Origin of the sequence: Polaromonas sp. YR568 (assembly GCF_943369415.1) — a bacterium.
Classification (GTDB): domain Bacteria; phylum Pseudomonadota; class Gammaproteobacteria; order Burkholderiales; family Burkholderiaceae_C; genus Polaromonas.
The window spans coordinates 26,507-42,103 of sequence record NZ_CALRNF020000039.1 but is presented as its reverse complement, the minus strand read 5'-3'; the positions used below and the strand labels follow the sequence as shown (position 1 = coordinate 42,103).

Sequence of the window (15,597 nt, the reverse complement as noted above, 5' to 3'; positions counted from 1 at the left end):
GGCCTCAGGCGCCCTTGCCCTTGGCTTTTCCGCTGGGCGCCTGCTGCATTTCGGTGAAGCCGGCGGCGGCCTGCTGCACGTCGGGCGGGAAGTCGCTCATCTCCTGCACCTGGCGGATCTCGATGGTTTCGTTCTCGCCGCCGGGGCAGCGTGACGCGCACTGGATGGCTTCCTCGCGCGAGGCGACGTCGATCATCCAGAAGCCGCCCAGCACTTCGCGGGCTTCGGCAAAGGGGCCGTCGACCACGCGCGGCTTGCCGCCGGGAAAGCTCACGCGCGCGCCCATGGAGGGCGGGTGCAGGCCTTCCAGCGAGAGCAGCACGCCGGCTTTTTGCAGTTCCTCGTTGTACTTCATCATGGCGGCCACGGCGTCCGCGCTGGGCAGGGTGCCCGCGTCTGCGGTTTCGTAGCCTTTGGGGATCATCAGCATCATGAATCGCATTTCAATACTCCTTGGGCGTGGATTGGGACAAGGAGCCGGGCGTTGGTCGTGTCACTTCAGCCTGGCTCTATCCGTATGACGAACGGGTTCCGGGAAATCGACAGGCAGGTCCTACTTTTCCGCTGCGGCCTTCAGGTCGGCCAGGCCCGCTTCAAAGTCCTTGCCCACCATCTTGTCCATGCTGAAAAAGACCTGCATGACCCTGGACATCAGGGGCGCGGGGCCGGCCATCTCCCAGCTCACCATGCTGCCGCCGGCCTGCGGCTGGATGCTGAAGACCACCTTGTTGCGGGCCTCGAAAGGCTTGGTGAAATTCAGGTCTATCCTGATGAGTGAGGACGGCACGGACTCGGTGATCAGCATGTCGCCCGTGCCGACTTCCTTGCTTTCCCAGGCGTAGGCCGAACCTTTGCCGGTGGCCGGGCCGCTGAAGCTGCGCTTCATGGCCGGATCTTTCTTCTCCCAGGGCGACCAGGCGGCCCACTGTTTGTAATCGTTGATCAGCGGAAAGATCTTTTCGGGCGGCGCCTGGATGGTGGCCTGGCGTTGCACGCGGAAGGTGTCGGGCTTGTTGGCGGCAAGCAGCAGCACGGCCACGATGAAAACCACAATGGCGACGGCGGCAATGATGGCAATGGTCTTGAACATGTTTTATTCCCTTCAGTTGGTGTTCGTTCACTTCGATAAATGGGCGAGCGCCGGGTTTATCGGGCCGGGCCGGCCCCCAAAAAACGTCTGCTCACTGGTACGACGAACGGGAAACGCAAAATCGACACGCCTGGCCAAAAAAATTCAAAATATTTTTGACCGCCGCTCCCGGATGTCAGGCCGGGGCGAAATCGGCCATCTCATAGAGCAAGCGGATCTCCACCTCAAGCTCCTCGGTATCGCGAAACGGGAAGGGGTAGCCCAGCGCCCAATCCACCGCCGCCCGCAGCGAGCGCGCCCGGATGATCCAGAAGCCGGCCAGCAATTCCTTGGCCTCGGCAAACGGCCCGTCCATCACGCTGGGCTTGCCGCGCGTGAACTTCATGCGGGATGCGCCGGCGCTGGGTTTGAGACCCTCGCCCATCAGCAGCACGCCGGCCTGGACGGCCTCATCGTTGTGCCTGGCCATGCGCCCCAACCACTGGCTGTCGGGCACGACACCGGCTTCGGCCCTGTCATTGGATTTGAGCAAAATCATGAAGCGACTAAAGCCTTCGGGCAGGGGCGGCGCGCCCTCACCACTCACGCCGCGCAGGCCGCCGGGGCAGCCGCCCTCGCGGATCTCCAGCGAGGTGTTGCCATCGGCGTCTTCCTGCGGCCAGCGCTTGAGCCACTCAATGAGCTCCCGGCACGAAGCCGCCTCGACCATGGTGAAGCCGGCGATCAGTTCTTTGGATTCGGTGAAGGGGCCGTCGGTTACCGTGGGCTTGCCGCCCGAGAAGCGGATGCGCGCGCCCTTTGAACTGGGCTGCAACCCAACGCCGCCCAGCAGCATGCCGGCTTTGGCCAGCTCTTCGTTGTAGGCGCCCATGGCGGCCAGCAGCGCGGGGCCGGGCAGTTCGCCGGCCTCGGTGCTCGCGTCGGATTTGCGCAGGATCATGTATTGCATGCGTGGTGTCTCCTTGGAACCCGGTTTTTACCTCAAACACGGGCCCGGCGGCCGGACGCCTGTTTTCAGGACTTTGCGCCGGACTGTGCCTCCACCTGCCGGCGCAGGCGCTCCTCGGCTTCGCGCAATTCAGGCGTGAATTCGGCGCCGAAGTCTTCGGCCGAGAACACCTGGCGGATTTCGAGTTCGGCTTCGCTTTCCGGCGGGAAGGGGCAGCGCTTGATCCATTCGATGGCCTCTTCTTTCGACGAGACCTGCAGCATCCAGAAGCCGGCCACCAGTTCCTTGGTTTCGGGGAAGGGCCCGTCGACCACGGTGCGCTTGCCGCCGGAGAATTTGACGCGCGAGCCTTTGGAACTGGGGTGCAGGCCCTCGCCCGCGAGCATCACGCCGGCCTTGACCAGCGATTCGTTGAATTTCCCCATATCGGCCAGCAGTTGTTCGCTGGGCATTTCGCCGGCTTCGCTGTGTTTGTCGGCTTTGACCAGAACCATGAATTTCATTTCGGACTCCTTGCAGTTGCGTTGGGAGCGGAGAGCCCGGACAACCCGGGCAGAAACATCCTGCTCTTGTGGGTACGACGAAGGGCTGAAGCGAAATCGACAGATCGGGATCGTCTTTTTCAGTTTTTTTGTAACAGCAACTGAAAAGACCGGGTACCAGACTCAGGTCAGCAAAGCCACAGCCGCCGAGAAGCTGAAGAAGGCCAGCACCGTGGACAGCAGGATGATGCGCGCGATGCGGCCGTTGTCGGCGCCGAAGCGCTCGGCCAGCAACGCGACATTGCTGGCGCTGGGCAGGGCCGCCACCAGCACGATCACGACCAGCGCGGAGCGTTGCAGCGGCACGCCCAGCGCGATGGCGCCCAGCCCCACCACGCCCACGAGCACCGGGTGGACCACCAGCTTGATGAGCGCCACCGGCACATAGTCCCTGAGCGGCGTGGCGGCGACGCTGTTCATCTGCGAGCGCGCCAGCACCGCGCCTATGGTGAACAGCGCCACGGGCGAAGCCGCGTCGGCCAGCAGGCCCACGGTCTGCATCACCGGCCCGGGCAGCGCCACGCCGAAGCCGGAGGACAGCGCGCCCAGCACGATGGCCCAGGGCATGGGATTGAGCGCCACGCCCTTGAGCGCTTTTTGCGCGGCGACTTCGGCGCCGTGGATGTCGGCCGAATCGAGCCGCGACAGCGCGATGCACAGCGAGCTTGTGACCAGCAGATCAACGAGGATGGTGACGATGGCCGGGCCGGCGGCCTGCGCGCCCAGCAGCGCCACCAGCAGCGGCACGCCCATGAAACCGGTATTGGGAAAAGCCGCCACCAGCGCGCCGAAGGAGGCGTCGTTCCAGTTCATGCGGCCCTTGCGCGTGAGCAGCACGGTCAGGGCCACCATCGCCAATGCACAAACCAGGTAGACGGCCACCAGGCCGGCGTCCAGCAATTGCGCTATGGGCGTGCCGGCGCCGAAGCGGTACAGCATGCAGGGCAGCGCGAAATACAGCACAAAGGTGTTGAGGCCGGGAATGGCCAGCTGCGGCAGCAGGCCACGGCGCGCGGCCAGGTAGCCGCACAGCACCAGGGCGAAGAAAGGGAAAGTGATGAAGAGAATGCTGAGCACGGCGCTGATTGTCGCCCACGCCTTCTCTATATGAGTGCTCCGCACAACCGGCGTGCACACCGGTGCAGGAAAAAATAGCGGCAACGCAGGAAGTCCCTGCACGGGAGCTACTCATGAAACGGCAAAAAAAAACGGCGGGCAGCCGGCGAGGCCTTGATTCTGGTCCGCCTCCCGCCAGGCTGCCGCCGAACGCCGGGGACCCTCCCGGCGATGTCGCCCCTTTAAAAGCTGTGCGCAATGCCCGCGTAAATGGTTCTTTGCGACTGGTTGACCGCCGGATTTCCCGATACCGTGTCCACCCCGAAGTTGGCGCCGCTGGAGTTGCTGACGTTGCCGAATGCCGCGTACAGCAGCGTGCGCTTGGACATGGCGTAGTCCGCGCCCACCATGCCCAGCGTGGCCTTGCCGGCCACCCGGTCGGAGGTGACGTGGAAGACCGAACCGATCAGCGTGAGCGCCGGCGTCACGTCGTAGCGAACGCCGACCCAGGCATGCTTGAGCTTGGTCGCGGCGGCGAGGGCCGCGTCGGGCGCGGTGATGTAGTCGTAGGCGGCATACAGCTTGGCCGGGCCGATCTTGTAAGTGCCGCCGATGATGGTTTCCTTGGAGGTGTTGAAAACATCTGTGAAGGTGCCGACAGCATTACGGCGCTGGGAATAAATGGCGCGCAGCATCAGGTCCTGGTTCGCATAGGTCAGAGAAAGGCCTTCGCCGCGGTTGGCCTTGCTGTTGCCCGCCTGCTCGCCCAGCGAGATTTGCCCGGTGGCGCTGAAGCCACCCAAATCAGGCGTTGAATACTCGACCACATTGTTGGCCCCGGGCCAGTTGCGGCCCCTGACCAGGGTGGCGCTGCCCACCCACTGCTGCCCGGTCGGGTCCAGGTCCCACACATCGTTGCTGATGAACAGGTTCTTGCCGAGGCGAAAGCTGCCCCAGCTGGCGTTGGACAACCCGACATAGGCGCGGCGGTTGAACAGGTTGGTTCCGGCCCCCCCGTTTTTAAGCTCAAAACCGCTTTCGAGAACGAAGTTGGCCGCCAGGCCGCCTCCCAGGTCCTCCTTGCCCTTCATGCCCCACATGCTGGTGCCCCACTGGTTGCTGGCCATAAAGGTTTTGGAGAAGCTGGCGTTGGCCACCGGGTCATACACATGGTCGATATAGGCCAGGCCCGAGACGACGCGCCCATACAAGGTGACGGAGGACTGGGCCGAGGCCATCTGCGGAACCAGCGCAGCCACGCAGGCAGCCCCCAGGTACATACGACGGAAAGCAGCTTTCATGATGTGTCTCTTTTCTATGCTTGGTTTTGAGTCAGTGAAGAAGTCCGGCTATGCCCATTCGCCGGCATGGCTGCCCAGAGCGAACCCGGTCCGGGCGGGAAATCCTGGTCGGCAGCACCGTCAATCGTCCTGGGCACATGACAAAACCCCCTTTTTTGAGCTGACGACCATGAGGCGAAAGTGCCAAAGGCAAAAACTCCTCCGACAAATAATTCATTGATGAATAATGTATTTACTCATGGACTGAATCATAGAAATTGGCTTATCTTTCAGGCTCCGGACTTTCCCTAGATAAACATTCGATTTATTGGTAAATTTTTTAATCCAAAAGTAAACAAATCCGCGCCAGAACGGCGAAAATCGTCTTGAACGCTGCATGACATATCAAGAGCGCTGCCTTACATATCAAAATTGCAATGCTTCGGCTTCACCCACTCTGCCGCCATGAACCAAAACTCCTCATCCCCGACTGCCGACGAGAACCCGGACGACGCTGACGCCACCGCATCCCCGTCTCTTGCGGATGACCGCTACCGCGCACCGGCGCTTGACAAGGGCCTGGACATCCTGGAGTTGCTGGCCCGCCAGCCGCAGGGCCTGACGCGCGCGGAGATCGTGAAGAAAATGGACCGCAACGCGAGCGAGATCTACCGCATGCTGGAGCGCCTGGTGGCCCGGCAATATGTGATGCGCTCGCTGCCGGGCGACCGCTATTCGCTGAGCCTGAAGCTCTTCACGCTGGCGCACCTGCATCCGCCGCTCAACCGGCTGGTGAGCCAGGCGATGCCCATCATGGAAGCCTTTGCACAGCAGGCGGAGCAGGCCTGCCACATGGGGGTTTACGACCAGGGAAATGTGCTGATCGCCGCGCAGGTCAACGGCCCCGGCACCTGGAGCATGACGGTCCGCGTGGGGGGCCATGTCGGGCTGGTCGATACCGCCTCGGGCCGGGTGTTGCTGGCTTTCGCGGATGCCAGCCAGGCCCGGCAAATGCTGGCCCAGCACACGGCGCCCGAAGGCGAGGCGCCGGTCGAATCCGATGAATTGGCCGCCACCCTCGGCCTCATCCGCAAGCAAGGCTATTTCGAACGCGACAGCTTGCAGTCTTTCGGCGTGGCCGATATCTCCTGCCCCATCTTCGGGCCCGACCACAGCGCGCTGGCCGTGCTGACCTGTCCTTACGTGCGGCGCATGGACCGCCATGCGGGACCCGACCAGAAAACCGTGCGCATGCTGCTGCTGCAGGCGGCCCAGGCCCTGTCCTTGACGCAAGGCGGGTTCGCCCCGGCGAGCCGGGACGCCTGAGACCCCGCCGCGGACCCCCAAAGGGGGTAGCCGCTATGATTTGCCGTTCCCCGGCAGCCCGCTACAGGGCCTGCCCCGCGCTCCCTTCTCCCCTTGGAATCGATTTCTCTTCATGAACCACGGCCTGAACCCTGCCCAACAAGAAGCCGTGAACTACCTGCATGGCCCCTGCCTCGTGCTGGCGGGCGCCGGTTCAGGCAAGACGCGGGTGATCACACACAAGATAGGCCGGCTGATCCAGTCGGGGCTCAAGCCCGAGAAGATCGCGGCGATCACCTTCACCAACAAGGCCGCCGCCGAAATGCGCGAGCGGGCCAAGGCCTTGATCGGCAAGAGCGCCAAGGGCGTTCTGATCTGCACCTTCCACGCGCTGGGCGTGCGCATGCTGCGCCAGGACGGCGCGGCGCTGGGCTTGAAGCCCCAGTTCTCCATCCTCGACAGCGACGACGTGACCAGCATCATCAAGGACGCGGGCGGCAGCACCGACGCGGCCACCGCGCGGCAGTGGCAGTGGACCATCAGCCTGTGGAAGAACATGGGCCTGAACTCGGCCGAGGCCATGGCGCAGGCCAACGGCGACGAGGAACGCGCCATCGCCCGTGTGATGGCGCACTATGAAGAGCGCCTGACCGCCTACCAGAGCGTGGACTTCGACGATCTGGTGGGCCTGCCGCTCAAGCTGCTGCGCGAACACGACAGCGTGCGCGAAAAATGGCAGGAATCGCTGGGCCATGTGCTGGTCGACGAATACCAGGACACCAACGCCACGCAATACGAGATGCTCAAGCTGCTGGTGGGCCCGCGCGGCCGCTTCACCGCCGTGGGCGACGACGACCAGTCGATCTACGGCTGGCGCGGCGCGACGCTGGACAACCTCAAGAAGCTGCCGCAGGATTACCCCAACCTCAAGGTGGTGAAGCTCGAGCAGAACTACCGCTCCACCAGCGCCATCCTGCGGGCGGCCAACAATGTGATCGGCCCCAACCCCAAGCTGTTCCCGAAGACGCTGTTCAGCGAACTGGGCGAGGGCGAGCCGGTGCGCGTGGTGGATTGCGACAGCGAGGAGCACGAGGCCGAGCGTGTGGTGGCGCGCATCCAGAGCCTGCGCGCCGAGGGCAGCCTGCAGGCCGAGGGCGGGCAGTACAAGGAGTGGAAAGACTTCTGCGTGCTCTACCGCGCCAACCACCTGGCCAAGCCTTTTGAAAAAGCCTTTCGCAAGGCCAACATCCCCTACAAGGTCTCCGGCGGGCAAAGCTTTTTCGACCGCGCGGAGATCAAGGACCTGTGCTGCTGGATGCGGCTGCTGGTCAACAACAACGACGACCCGGCGTTCATGCGCGCGGTGACCACGCCCAAGCGCGGCATAGGCCACACCACCCTGGGCGCGCTGGGCAACTTCGCGAGCGCCTCCAAACAAAGCCTGTTCGAGGCGCTGTTCAGCAACTCGCTGGGCTCGGTGCTGCCGGCCAAGGCGGTCGGTTCGCTGCACGAGTTCGGCCGCTACCTGAACGACCTGGAGTACCGCGCCAAGCGCACCGTGGGCGCCGAGGACGCGCGCGTCTTCCTGGCCGACTGGCTCAAGGAAATCGATTACGAGAAGCACCTTTACGACGGCGAAGACAGCGAAAAACTCGCGGCCGCGCGCTGGACCAATGTGATGGACTTCTGCGACTGGGTGGCCCAGCGCTGCGGCGGACAGATCGACGACGCTTCGGGCGCTGTGGTGGCCGCCGAGACCAAGACCATGCTGGAGGTGGTGCAAACGATCGCGCTGCTGTCCACCATCAGCGAACGCGAGGGCGACCAGAACGTGGTGACGCTGTCCACGCTGCACGCGGCCAAGGGTCTGGAGTGGCCGCACGTGGTGCTGGCCGGCGTGAACGAGGGCCTGCTGCCCTTCAAGCTCGAAGACGACGATGGCAAAAACACGGACAGCATCGCGCTGCGCCTGCAGGAAGAGCGCCGCCTGATGTATGTGGGCATCACGCGCGCGCAGCGCACGCTGGCCGTGAACTGGCTGCGCAAGCGCAAGAAGGGCCGCGACATGATTCCCGGCATGCCCAGCCGCTTCATCGCGGAGATGGCACTGGACAAGGCCACGGTGAAGGAAGACCCGCGCGAAAAGCTCAAGGCCTTGCGCGCGGAGTTTGCGAAAAAATCCGCCGAGGGCATTGCCGCCGCGGCGGCTTCCGAGACCCGTTAGCGCCGGGGTTTCACAGCCCCAGCCACTTGCCGATGCCGACCAGCGCAGCTTCGTCAAATTCCACGAAGCCCGTCACATTGAGCGCTTCCAGCCGCTTCTTGCCTTCGGCGGACTGCTCCAGCCCGACGAAGTAGGCGGTAAGCTGGGCGCGCTGCGCATCCGTCACCTTGGCGCTGGCGATCATGTGCTTGATGGGCACGGGCTTGCTGGTGGCCAGCACCTTGCCGCCCTTGTCCTGCCAGTCCTTGACCACCGCGCGCGAAGCCGTCACGCCGGCGGTTACCAGGCCGTGCTCGACCATGAAGGGCACGGCTTCCTGCAGCTTCACGTAGCTGGTTTCCAGCGGCTGCGCGCCGAGGGCGTCGCGCAAGGTCGCGCGCATGATCACCGAGGTGATGGAGTCTTCGTCGGGCGCGCCTATCTTGTGGCCCTTGAGGTCGGCCAGCGTCTTGAGCGGGGAATCGCTGCGCACCATGAAGGAGTCGCGGTATTCGGTGAAGCCCTTGGTCAGCGCAATGAGGTGATAGCCGCTTTTGGACATGGCCCGGATGGAATGGTGGGCCGGATGCACGTAGGCGATGTCATAGCGCTGCTCGGCCAGGCCCGCCGCCAGCTCTTTGTAGTCTGTGACCGGCTGTATCTTCACCGGCCGCTTGAGCAGCTTGCCGAGGTCTTCGGACAGCTCGCGAAAACGCTCGACGGTCGCGCCCGGGTTGACGCGGTAGGTCACGCCTTCGTTCACCGCGAACACCAGCGGCGTACCTTGCGCCCACGCCTGGCCGGCCATCAGGGCCAGCAAAAGCACACTCACACATTGACGGAAACTCATGAAAACATCCCTTCGAATAAGCAGAAAGTATTCCCAGTGTCGCCGTTACAAACAGTTGCAACTAACGGGTTTGTCTGTGTTGCGCCTCATACAAGATGTATTCGTGAGATAGTTCGCAAGCTTCAGGGCTTGTGCGTTGCGTAAACCCCGCACCTTGCCACCCCTGAATTGCCGTTTCGCCACCGCGCCGCCATCCTGCCCTTCGGCCGGCTTGGGCGCTTTCCCGTAGCCCGTACCGAACAGCCCAAGCCGGGTGTTCGCCCGTTCATGATTTCGAATATCTTGCGACTTGCTCTTTTTTTGATCACCGCCTGCGCCCTGTCTGCCGGGGTTTCCGCCCAAACCGCCTCTGATGTCGCGTGCCCGCCGGCGGCGGAAATGAAAGCCGCGCAACTCCACGGCCTGTGGGTGGCGCGTTTTGCCAACCCGCCGGCCGGCCTGCCGGCCCGCGCCACCATGCTGCTGGAGCGGCATGCCGAATTCAGCGAAAGCCTGGCCGGCGTCGTGAGCCGCGACCTGGGCAGCGCCGGCGGCTCCAAGGCCATTGCCGGCCATGCCGCCAAGGCCGTGCTGGCCGGCGACCTCGAGGGCGGCATGCTGCTGCTGGACGAATCGTCCGACAACGTCAGCATCACCGGCACCTGGAACGGCGAAATGGTCGAGGGCTCCTGCGGCAAGGTGTTCAAAGGCAGCTGGAAAGACACCAGCAGCAGCGCGCCCGACAACGCGCCCGAGATTCCCTTCACGCTGACCAAGCTGCCCTGAGCCGCATCCGCCCCACAACCCCTCAGCCTTAGAACACCACCGGACCCAGCCCCCCATGCGACTGAAACTCTCCGCACTTGCCACCCCACTGCTGTGGGCCGGCCTCCTGGGCCTCTTCAGCGCCGCCCAGGCGCAAACACCGCCCGCCGCGCGCCCCTCGCCGCTGGGCTGGCAAACCTGCCAGGCGCTCAAGGGCGACGACGCCGGGCAACTGGCCTGCTTCCAGCAGTGGGCCGATTCACAGTCGCCGGCCAATACGCCCGCGCCCAGCCTCACCACGGCGCCGGCCAATGCGGCGACCGGGCAGCCGGCAACGCCGGTGCTGCTGCTGCCTTCGCTGAACACCGAAGCGCCCGACGGCAAGCCGATCGGCTGCAGGAACACCAAGTACTCCGAGCTGTCCCGCTTCTGGGAACTGCAGCGCGGCACCGACTGCGACACCTTCTCGCTGCGCGGCTACCGGCCGATCTCGCTGGCCGTGGTCACCTCCGACAGCGTGAACACGCAGCCCTCCTCACCGTCGCTGGGCCACACCGCGCTGACAGCGCAGCCCTACATGCGCACCGAAAACAAGATCCAGCTTTCGGTGCGCACCAAGGTGGCCAAGGGGCTGCTGAAGAAGGGCGACAACGACGAGGACGACCACGACTCGGTGTGGATCGGCTACACGCAGCAAAGCTACTGGCAGCTGTTCAACGGCAGCATCTCGCGGCCTTTCCGCAGCACCGACCACGAACCGGAAGTGCTCTACATCTACCCGCACCAGATTGCGCTGCCCGGCGGCTGGAGTTACCGGCTCTCGGGCCTGGGACTGGTGCACCAGTCCAACGGCCAGTCGTTGCCGCTGTCGCGCAGCTGGAACCGCGTCTACCTGATGGGCGCGGCGGAAAAGTCGCTGGGCCAGGACTCGGGCCTGACCCTGCAGGGGCGCATCTGGGACCGCCTCAAGGAGTCTTCCGGCAACGACGACAACCCCGGCATCGAGGACTATGTGGGCCGTGCCGAAGTCACCGGCAGCTGGCAGATCAACAAGGCCAACACGGTGGGCGTGACGCTGCGGCATTCGCTGCGCAAGGAAGCCCGCGGCTCGACGCGTTTTGACTGGATGATGGCGCCCGCCTCGTCGCCCAACTACACCGGCCTGCGCTACCACGTGCAGCTTTTCAACGGCTACGGCGACAGCCTGGTGGACTACAACCGCAAGCGCACCGTGCTGAGCGTCGGCCTGAGCCTGGTCGACTGGTAGCCACGGGGCTTTACGGCACTTTTGCCAGCACGCGAACGGCGTGCCGGCTGATACACAAGGGCAAGGACCGGCCCCAAGCTGGTGCCGATGAACGAGCCCACCACCTTCACCCTGGCCTGCATCGTGGCCGGCGCGCTGCTGATCGCGATGACGCTGGGCGGCTCTTTCATCGCGCGCCTGCCGCTGAGCTCGGCCATGCTCTACCTCGGCGTCGGCGTGGCGCTCAGCCCGGTCGGGCTGGCCCTGATCAAGCTCGACGCGTTCAAAAACGCCGTGCTGCTGGAGCGCCTGACGGAAGTGGCCGTGCTGGTGTCGCTGTTCACCTGCGGCATGAAGCTCGAGTTCCGCTGGCGGGACGGGCGCTGGCGCATTCCGGTGCAGCTGGCGACGGTTTCCATGCTGCTGACGGTCGCGGCCGTCACCGCGCTGGGCGTCTACCTGCTGAACCTGCCGCTGGGCGCGGCCGTGCTGCTGGGCGCGATCCTGGCGCCGACCGACCCGGTGCTGGCCTCCGACGTGCAGGTGTCCAACCCCGGTGACCGCGACCGGCTGCGCTTCGGCCTCACGGGCGAGGGCGGGCTCAACGACGGCACGGCGTTTCCCTTCGTCATGCTCGGGCTGGGCCTGCTGGGCCTGCACGAACTCGGCGAAGGCGGCTGGCGCTGGTGGGCCGTCGACGTCGCCTGGGCGGTGGCCGGCGGCCTGGCGCTGGGCTGGCTGCTGGGCACGCTGGTGGGCCGCGCGATTCTTTACCTGCGCATGCGGCACCGCGAAGCGCTGGGCTCGGACGAATTCATCGCGCTGGGGTTGATAGGGCTGACCTACGGCCTGGCGCTGCTCAGCCACACCTACGGCTTCCTGGCGGTGTTCGCGGCCGGACTGGCGCTGCGCCGCATCGACGAGCCCCACGTGCGGCCGCAGGTGCAGGCACCCGACCCTGCCGGCGAGGCGCTGAGTCCCGCAGAGCAGGAGGCCTCGGGCGCCGAAGCGCCGGCCCACATGATGCGCGCGGTGGAGCGCTTCAACAGCCAGCTCGAAAGTTTTGTGGAAGTGGCCATCGTGCTGGCCGTCGGCGTGCTGGTGGCGACGACGCGCTTTCGCACGGAAGTGCTGTGGTTCATCCCGGTACTGTTCCTGGTGATACGGCCGGCGGCCGTCTACCTCGGCCTGCTGGGCACGCCGGTCAAGGGCACGCAACGCCGCCTGATGGGCTGGTTCGGCATTCGCGGCATCGGCTCGCTCTACTACCTGCTTTACGCCATCAACCACCACATCGAACGCGCGCTGGCCCAGCAACTGCTGTCCATCACGCTGGCCGTCGTCGTGGCCTCCGTCGTCGCGCACGGCGTCTCGGTCACGCCGCTGATGAAACGCTACGAGGCGCGCAAGGCCGGGCGGCGCCCGCGCTGAGCACAAAACCCTGCCGGCGCCGCCCCGGCGGGACCGCTTCGCCGGGTTTTGTGGGCGTCTCTCCATCTGCCCCGCACTTGACCTGCGTCAAGCCATGGCGGAAATATCCCCGACATTCTCCTCGTCGGTGATATTGATAACCATTCTCATTTGTATAATCGCGGCTTCCTCTTTCTTTTCCGCCATCCACCAGACCCAGGAGCCGTCATGACACCAGCGCTGAAACCAGCCCTCATTGCCACCTTGCTCGCCCTGCTCGCAGCGCCCGCCATGGCCCAGCCCGCAACGGCCGCAGCCGGCACTGCCGTAGCGGCCCCCGCCGCGCAGGCAGCGACGGCCCCCGCCGTGGCAAAACACTATGCGGCACTGGTGCTGGCCAGCTATGAAGACACGCTGGCCAGCGCGCTCACGCTGCAAAAAGCGGTGCAGGCCCTGGCGGCTACACCTTCCGACGAAAACCTGAAAGCCGCGCGCAAGGCCTGGCTGGACGCCCGCGAGTTCTACGGCCAGACCGAGGCCTTCCGTTTTTACGGCGGCCCGATCGACGACAAAAACGGCCCCGAAGGCCGCATCAACGCCTGGCCCATGGACGAGTCCTACGTCGATTACGTGAAAGACTCGCCCAACGCCGGCATCATCAACAACCGCAAGGTCGTCATCGGCAAGAAGCAGCTGTCCGGCCTCAATGAGCGCAACGGCGAAGAGAACATCGCGACCGGCTGGCATGCGATCGAGTTTTTGCTGTGGGGCCAGGACCTGAGCACCACCGGCCCGGGCAACCGCTCCTTTGAAGATTTTGTGGACGGCAAGAAACCCAACGCCGATCGCCGCCGCCAGTACCTGCTGGTGGTGACCGAACTGCTGGTCGATGATCTGCGCAGCCTCTCCAAAGCCTGGGCGCCCACGGCCGGGTCCTACCGCGCGAAGTTCGAGCGCGGCGGCATGGAATCGGTGCGCAGGATTTTTGTCGGCCTGGGCTCGCTCTCGCGCGGTGAACTCGCCGGTGAACGCCTGGAAGTCGCCCTGGCCAGCCAGGACCAGGAAGACGAGCATTCATGCTTTTCCGACAATACGCACCGCGACGTGGTGAACAACGCCAAGGGCATACAGAACGCCTGGCTGGGCCAGTACAAGCGAGCCGACGGCAGCACGCTGGCCGGCGCTTCGCTGCGCGACCTGGTGGCCGTCAAGAGCCCGGCGCTGGCCGAACGCACGACCAGGCAGATCGCCGCGTCGGTCGCCGCCGCCGAAGGCATTCAGGCGCCGTTTGACCGCGAAATCGTCGGCGCCAAGGATGCGCCCGGCCGCCTGCGCGTGCAAAAAACCATCGACAGCCTGGTGCAGCAGAGCAAGGACCTGGTCGAAGCCGCCAACGCCGCCGGTATCACCAAGTTGACCCTGGTGAAGCCTTAAGTGTCCCGCCCCGCCTCGCTCCGGACCATCACACGCTGCCTGCGGGCGGGGTTGGCCGGGCTGGCCGTGACGGGCCTCGCGGGCCTGGCCTTCTGGGCGGCCGCAGGGCCTGCCGGGCAGGCCGGCGCCGCGCCCGATGACGAAAAAACCGGCGGCGAGACCACCGTCTTCGCCACCGGCCAGAACGCGTTTTCATTTCCCCTGGCCAACCTGCCCGATGAGGAGCGCACGCGCTTTGTCATCGGCAATTCGTTTTTCAGGCGCAACTGGGTGCAGGCGCCGTCGTCAACCACCGCGCGCGACGGCCTGGGCCCGCACTTCATCGCGCGCTCTTGCGGCGGCTGCCACGTGCAGGACGGCCGCGGCGCGCCGCCCGACTTCACGCGCGGCCTGTCCGAGCAGCCGGTGGGCTTGCTGCTGCGCCTGTCGGTGCCGGGCAAGGACGCCCACGGCGGCCCGCTGCCCGACCCGGTCTACGGCGACCAGTTTTCCAACTTCGCGATCCAGGGCGTGACGCCCGAAGGGCAGATCTCGCTGCGCTACGAGGTGGTGCGCGGCAAGTTCGCCGACGGCACGCCGTACCAGCTGCAAAAGCCGCGCTACGGTTTCAGCAAGCTCAACTACGGCCCCATGACCAAAGACGTGATGCTGAGCCCGCGCATCGCGCCGCAGATGGCCGGCGTGGGATTGCTGGAGGCGATTCCCGAGGTGGAGATCCTGCGCAATGCGCGCGACCAGGCGGCCCTGGGCGGCGCGGTGCGCGGCGTGGTCAACCAGGTGTGGGATGCGCCCTCGCAGCAGATGCGCGTGGGCCGTTTCGGCTGGAAGGCCAACGTCGCCACGCTGGCGCACCAGACCGGCGGCGCCTTCCTCGGCGACATGGGCATCACCTCGCCGCTGTTCCCCAACGAGACCTGCACGGCCACGCAGAAAGACTGCATGGCCGCGCCGCGCGGCGCGCAGGGCAAGGCGCCCGAGATCGACGAGAAAACCTTCAACGACGTGGTGTTCTACGAGAGCACACTCGCGCCGGCGGCGCGGCGCAACCCCAAGGACGCACAGGTGGTGCAGGGCCAGAAGCTGTTTGCCCAGGCACAGTGCGCCGCCTGCCATCGCCCGAGTTATGTGACCGGTGAAATCCCCTTCCCGCGCCTGGGCAGCAAGGCCGCGCAGGGCCAGACCATCTATCCTTACACCGACCTGCTGCTGCACGACATGGGCGAAGGCCTGGCCGACGGCCGGCCCGACTTCCTGGCCAACGGCCGCCAGTGGCGCACGCCGCCGCTGTGGGGCCTGGGCCTGGTGCCCGACGTGAACGGCCACAACCGCTTGCTGCACGACGGCCGCGCGCGCGGCGCGCTCGAGGCCGTGCTGTGGCATGACGGCGAGGCCAGGGCCAGCAAGGACAAAGTCCTGCAAATGAATGCGCAGGAACGCGCCGCGCTGGTGAAGTTCCTGGAGTCGCTGTGACACGGTGAGTGTTTGGCT

General features: G+C 65.3%; 14 protein-coding genes. 7 read left to right on the top strand and 7 right to left on the bottom strand.

Translation table 11 applies throughout. From position 1 onward, the window contains the following. Positions 1-4: 4 nt before the first annotated feature. From ACLV74_RS21275 to ACLV74_RS21250, 6 genes are all read right to left on the bottom strand, one after another. A complete protein-coding gene (locus tag ACLV74_RS21275) occupies positions 5-442 on the bottom strand; it encodes a YciI family protein (RefSeq protein WP_411881410.1) in 438 nt (145 codons plus the stop codon). Positions 443-553: 111 nt separating this feature from the next. Then, positions 554-1,090, bottom strand: a complete 537-nt coding sequence (locus ACLV74_RS21270; RefSeq protein ID WP_411881409.1) for an SRPBCC family protein — start codon at positions 1,088-1,090, stop codon at positions 554-556. A gap of 175 nt (positions 1,091-1,265) precedes the next feature. Then, positions 1,266-2,039 carry a YciI family protein gene (locus ACLV74_RS21265; protein ID WP_411881408.1) on the bottom strand — a complete coding sequence of 258 codons (774 nt, stop codon included), beginning with the start codon at positions 2,037-2,039 and terminating at the stop codon, positions 1,266-1,268. Positions 2,040-2,104: 65 nt separating this feature from the next. After that, positions 2,105-2,542, bottom strand: a complete 438-nt coding sequence (locus tag ACLV74_RS21260) for a YciI family protein (protein WP_411881407.1) — start codon at positions 2,540-2,542, stop codon at positions 2,105-2,107. A 162-nt stretch (positions 2,543-2,704) separates the two neighbouring features. Further along, the gene (locus tag ACLV74_RS21255) at positions 2,705-3,658 is read right to left on the bottom strand and encodes an AEC family transporter (RefSeq protein ID WP_411881406.1); all 954 of its coding nucleotides are present in this window, start codon (positions 3,656-3,658) and stop codon (positions 2,705-2,707) included. Positions 3,659-3,879: 221 nt separating this feature from the next. Next, positions 3,880-4,938: a porin gene (locus ACLV74_RS21250; protein ID WP_411881405.1), complete on the bottom strand. Its 1,059-nt coding sequence runs from the start codon at positions 4,936-4,938 to the stop codon at positions 3,880-3,882. Between the two features lie 444 nt (positions 4,939-5,382). Between ACLV74_RS21250 and ACLV74_RS21245 the strand changes: the two genes are divergently transcribed. Further along, on the top strand, positions 5,383-6,243 hold the full coding sequence (locus ACLV74_RS21245) for an IclR family transcriptional regulator (RefSeq protein ID WP_411881404.1): 861 nt from the start codon (positions 5,383-5,385) through the stop codon (positions 6,241-6,243). 112 nt (positions 6,244-6,355) lie between these two features. Then, the gene (locus ACLV74_RS21240) at positions 6,356-8,446 is read left to right on the top strand and encodes an ATP-dependent helicase (protein ID WP_411881403.1); all 2,091 of its coding nucleotides are present in this window, start codon (positions 6,356-6,358) and stop codon (positions 8,444-8,446) included. Positions 8,447-8,456: 10 nt separating this feature from the next. Here ACLV74_RS21240 and ACLV74_RS21235 read toward each other — a convergent pair whose 3' ends face one another. Further along, a complete protein-coding gene (locus tag ACLV74_RS21235) occupies positions 8,457-9,275 on the bottom strand; it encodes a phosphate/phosphite/phosphonate ABC transporter substrate-binding protein (protein ID WP_411881402.1) in 819 nt (272 codons plus the stop codon). 378 nt (positions 9,276-9,653) lie between these two features. Between ACLV74_RS21235 and ACLV74_RS21230 the strand changes: the two genes are divergently transcribed. The 5 genes from ACLV74_RS21230 to ACLV74_RS21210 all read left to right on the top strand — a co-directional run bounded on the left by ACLV74_RS21230 (position 9,654) and on the right by ACLV74_RS21210 (position 15,579). After that, positions 9,654-10,040: a hypothetical protein gene (locus tag ACLV74_RS21230; protein WP_411881401.1), complete on the top strand. Its 387-nt coding sequence runs from the start codon at positions 9,654-9,656 to the stop codon at positions 10,038-10,040. 55 nt (positions 10,041-10,095) lie between these two features. Next, positions 10,096-11,286: a phospholipase A gene (locus ACLV74_RS21225; protein WP_411881400.1), complete on the top strand. Its 1,191-nt coding sequence runs from the start codon at positions 10,096-10,098 to the stop codon at positions 11,284-11,286. Between the two features lie 87 nt (positions 11,287-11,373). Then, positions 11,374-12,696, top strand: a complete 1,323-nt coding sequence (locus ACLV74_RS21220; protein ID WP_411881399.1) for a cation:proton antiporter — start codon at positions 11,374-11,376, stop codon at positions 12,694-12,696. A 207-nt stretch (positions 12,697-12,903) separates the two neighbouring features. Next, entirely contained in the window at positions 12,904-14,109 is a 1,206-nt protein-coding gene (locus ACLV74_RS21215; RefSeq protein WP_411881398.1) for an imelysin family protein, read from the top strand. Beyond that, positions 14,110-15,579, top strand: coding sequence for a di-heme oxidoredictase family protein (locus tag ACLV74_RS21210; RefSeq protein ID WP_411881397.1), 1,470 nt, complete (start codon positions 14,110-14,112; stop codon positions 15,577-15,579). It begins immediately after the preceding gene. The last annotated feature ends 18 nt before the right edge of the window (positions 15,580-15,597 follow it).

Bases quoted from the DNA above. Each gene is read 5' to 3' on its own strand.
- ACLV74_RS21275 (WP_411881410.1), bottom strand. From the start codon at position 442: ATGCGATTCATGATGCTGATGATCCCCAAAGGCTACGAAACCGCAGAC.
- ACLV74_RS21230 (WP_411881401.1), top strand. From the start codon at position 9,654: ATGAAAGCCGCGCAACTCCACGGCCTGTGGGTGGCGCGTTTTGCCAAC.
- ACLV74_RS21215 (WP_411881398.1), top strand. From the start codon at position 12,904: ATGACACCAGCGCTGAAACCAGCCCTCATTGCCACCTTGCTCGCCCTG.
- ACLV74_RS21235 (WP_411881402.1), bottom strand. From the start codon at position 9,275: ATGAGTTTCCGTCAATGTGTGAGTGTGCTTTTGCTGGCCCTGATGGCC.
- ACLV74_RS21260 (WP_411881407.1), bottom strand. From the start codon at position 2,542: ATGAAATTCATGGTTCTGGTCAAAGCCGACAAACACAGCGAAGCCGGC.
- ACLV74_RS21240 (WP_411881403.1), top strand. From the start codon at position 6,356: ATGAACCACGGCCTGAACCCTGCCCAACAAGAAGCCGTGAACTACCTG.
- ACLV74_RS21245 (WP_411881404.1), top strand. From the start codon at position 5,383: ATGAACCAAAACTCCTCATCCCCGACTGCCGACGAGAACCCGGACGAC.
- ACLV74_RS21220 (WP_411881399.1), top strand. From the start codon at position 11,374: ATGAACGAGCCCACCACCTTCACCCTGGCCTGCATCGTGGCCGGCGCG.
- ACLV74_RS21270 (WP_411881409.1), bottom strand. From the start codon at position 1,090: ATGTTCAAGACCATTGCCATCATTGCCGCCGTCGCCATTGTGGTTTTC.
- ACLV74_RS21250 (WP_411881405.1), bottom strand. From the start codon at position 4,938: ATGAAAGCTGCTTTCCGTCGTATGTACCTGGGGGCTGCCTGCGTGGCT.
- ACLV74_RS21265 (WP_411881408.1), bottom strand. From the start codon at position 2,039: ATGCAATACATGATCCTGCGCAAATCCGACGCGAGCACCGAGGCCGGC.
- ACLV74_RS21225 (WP_411881400.1), top strand. From the start codon at position 10,096: ATGCGACTGAAACTCTCCGCACTTGCCACCCCACTGCTGTGGGCCGGC.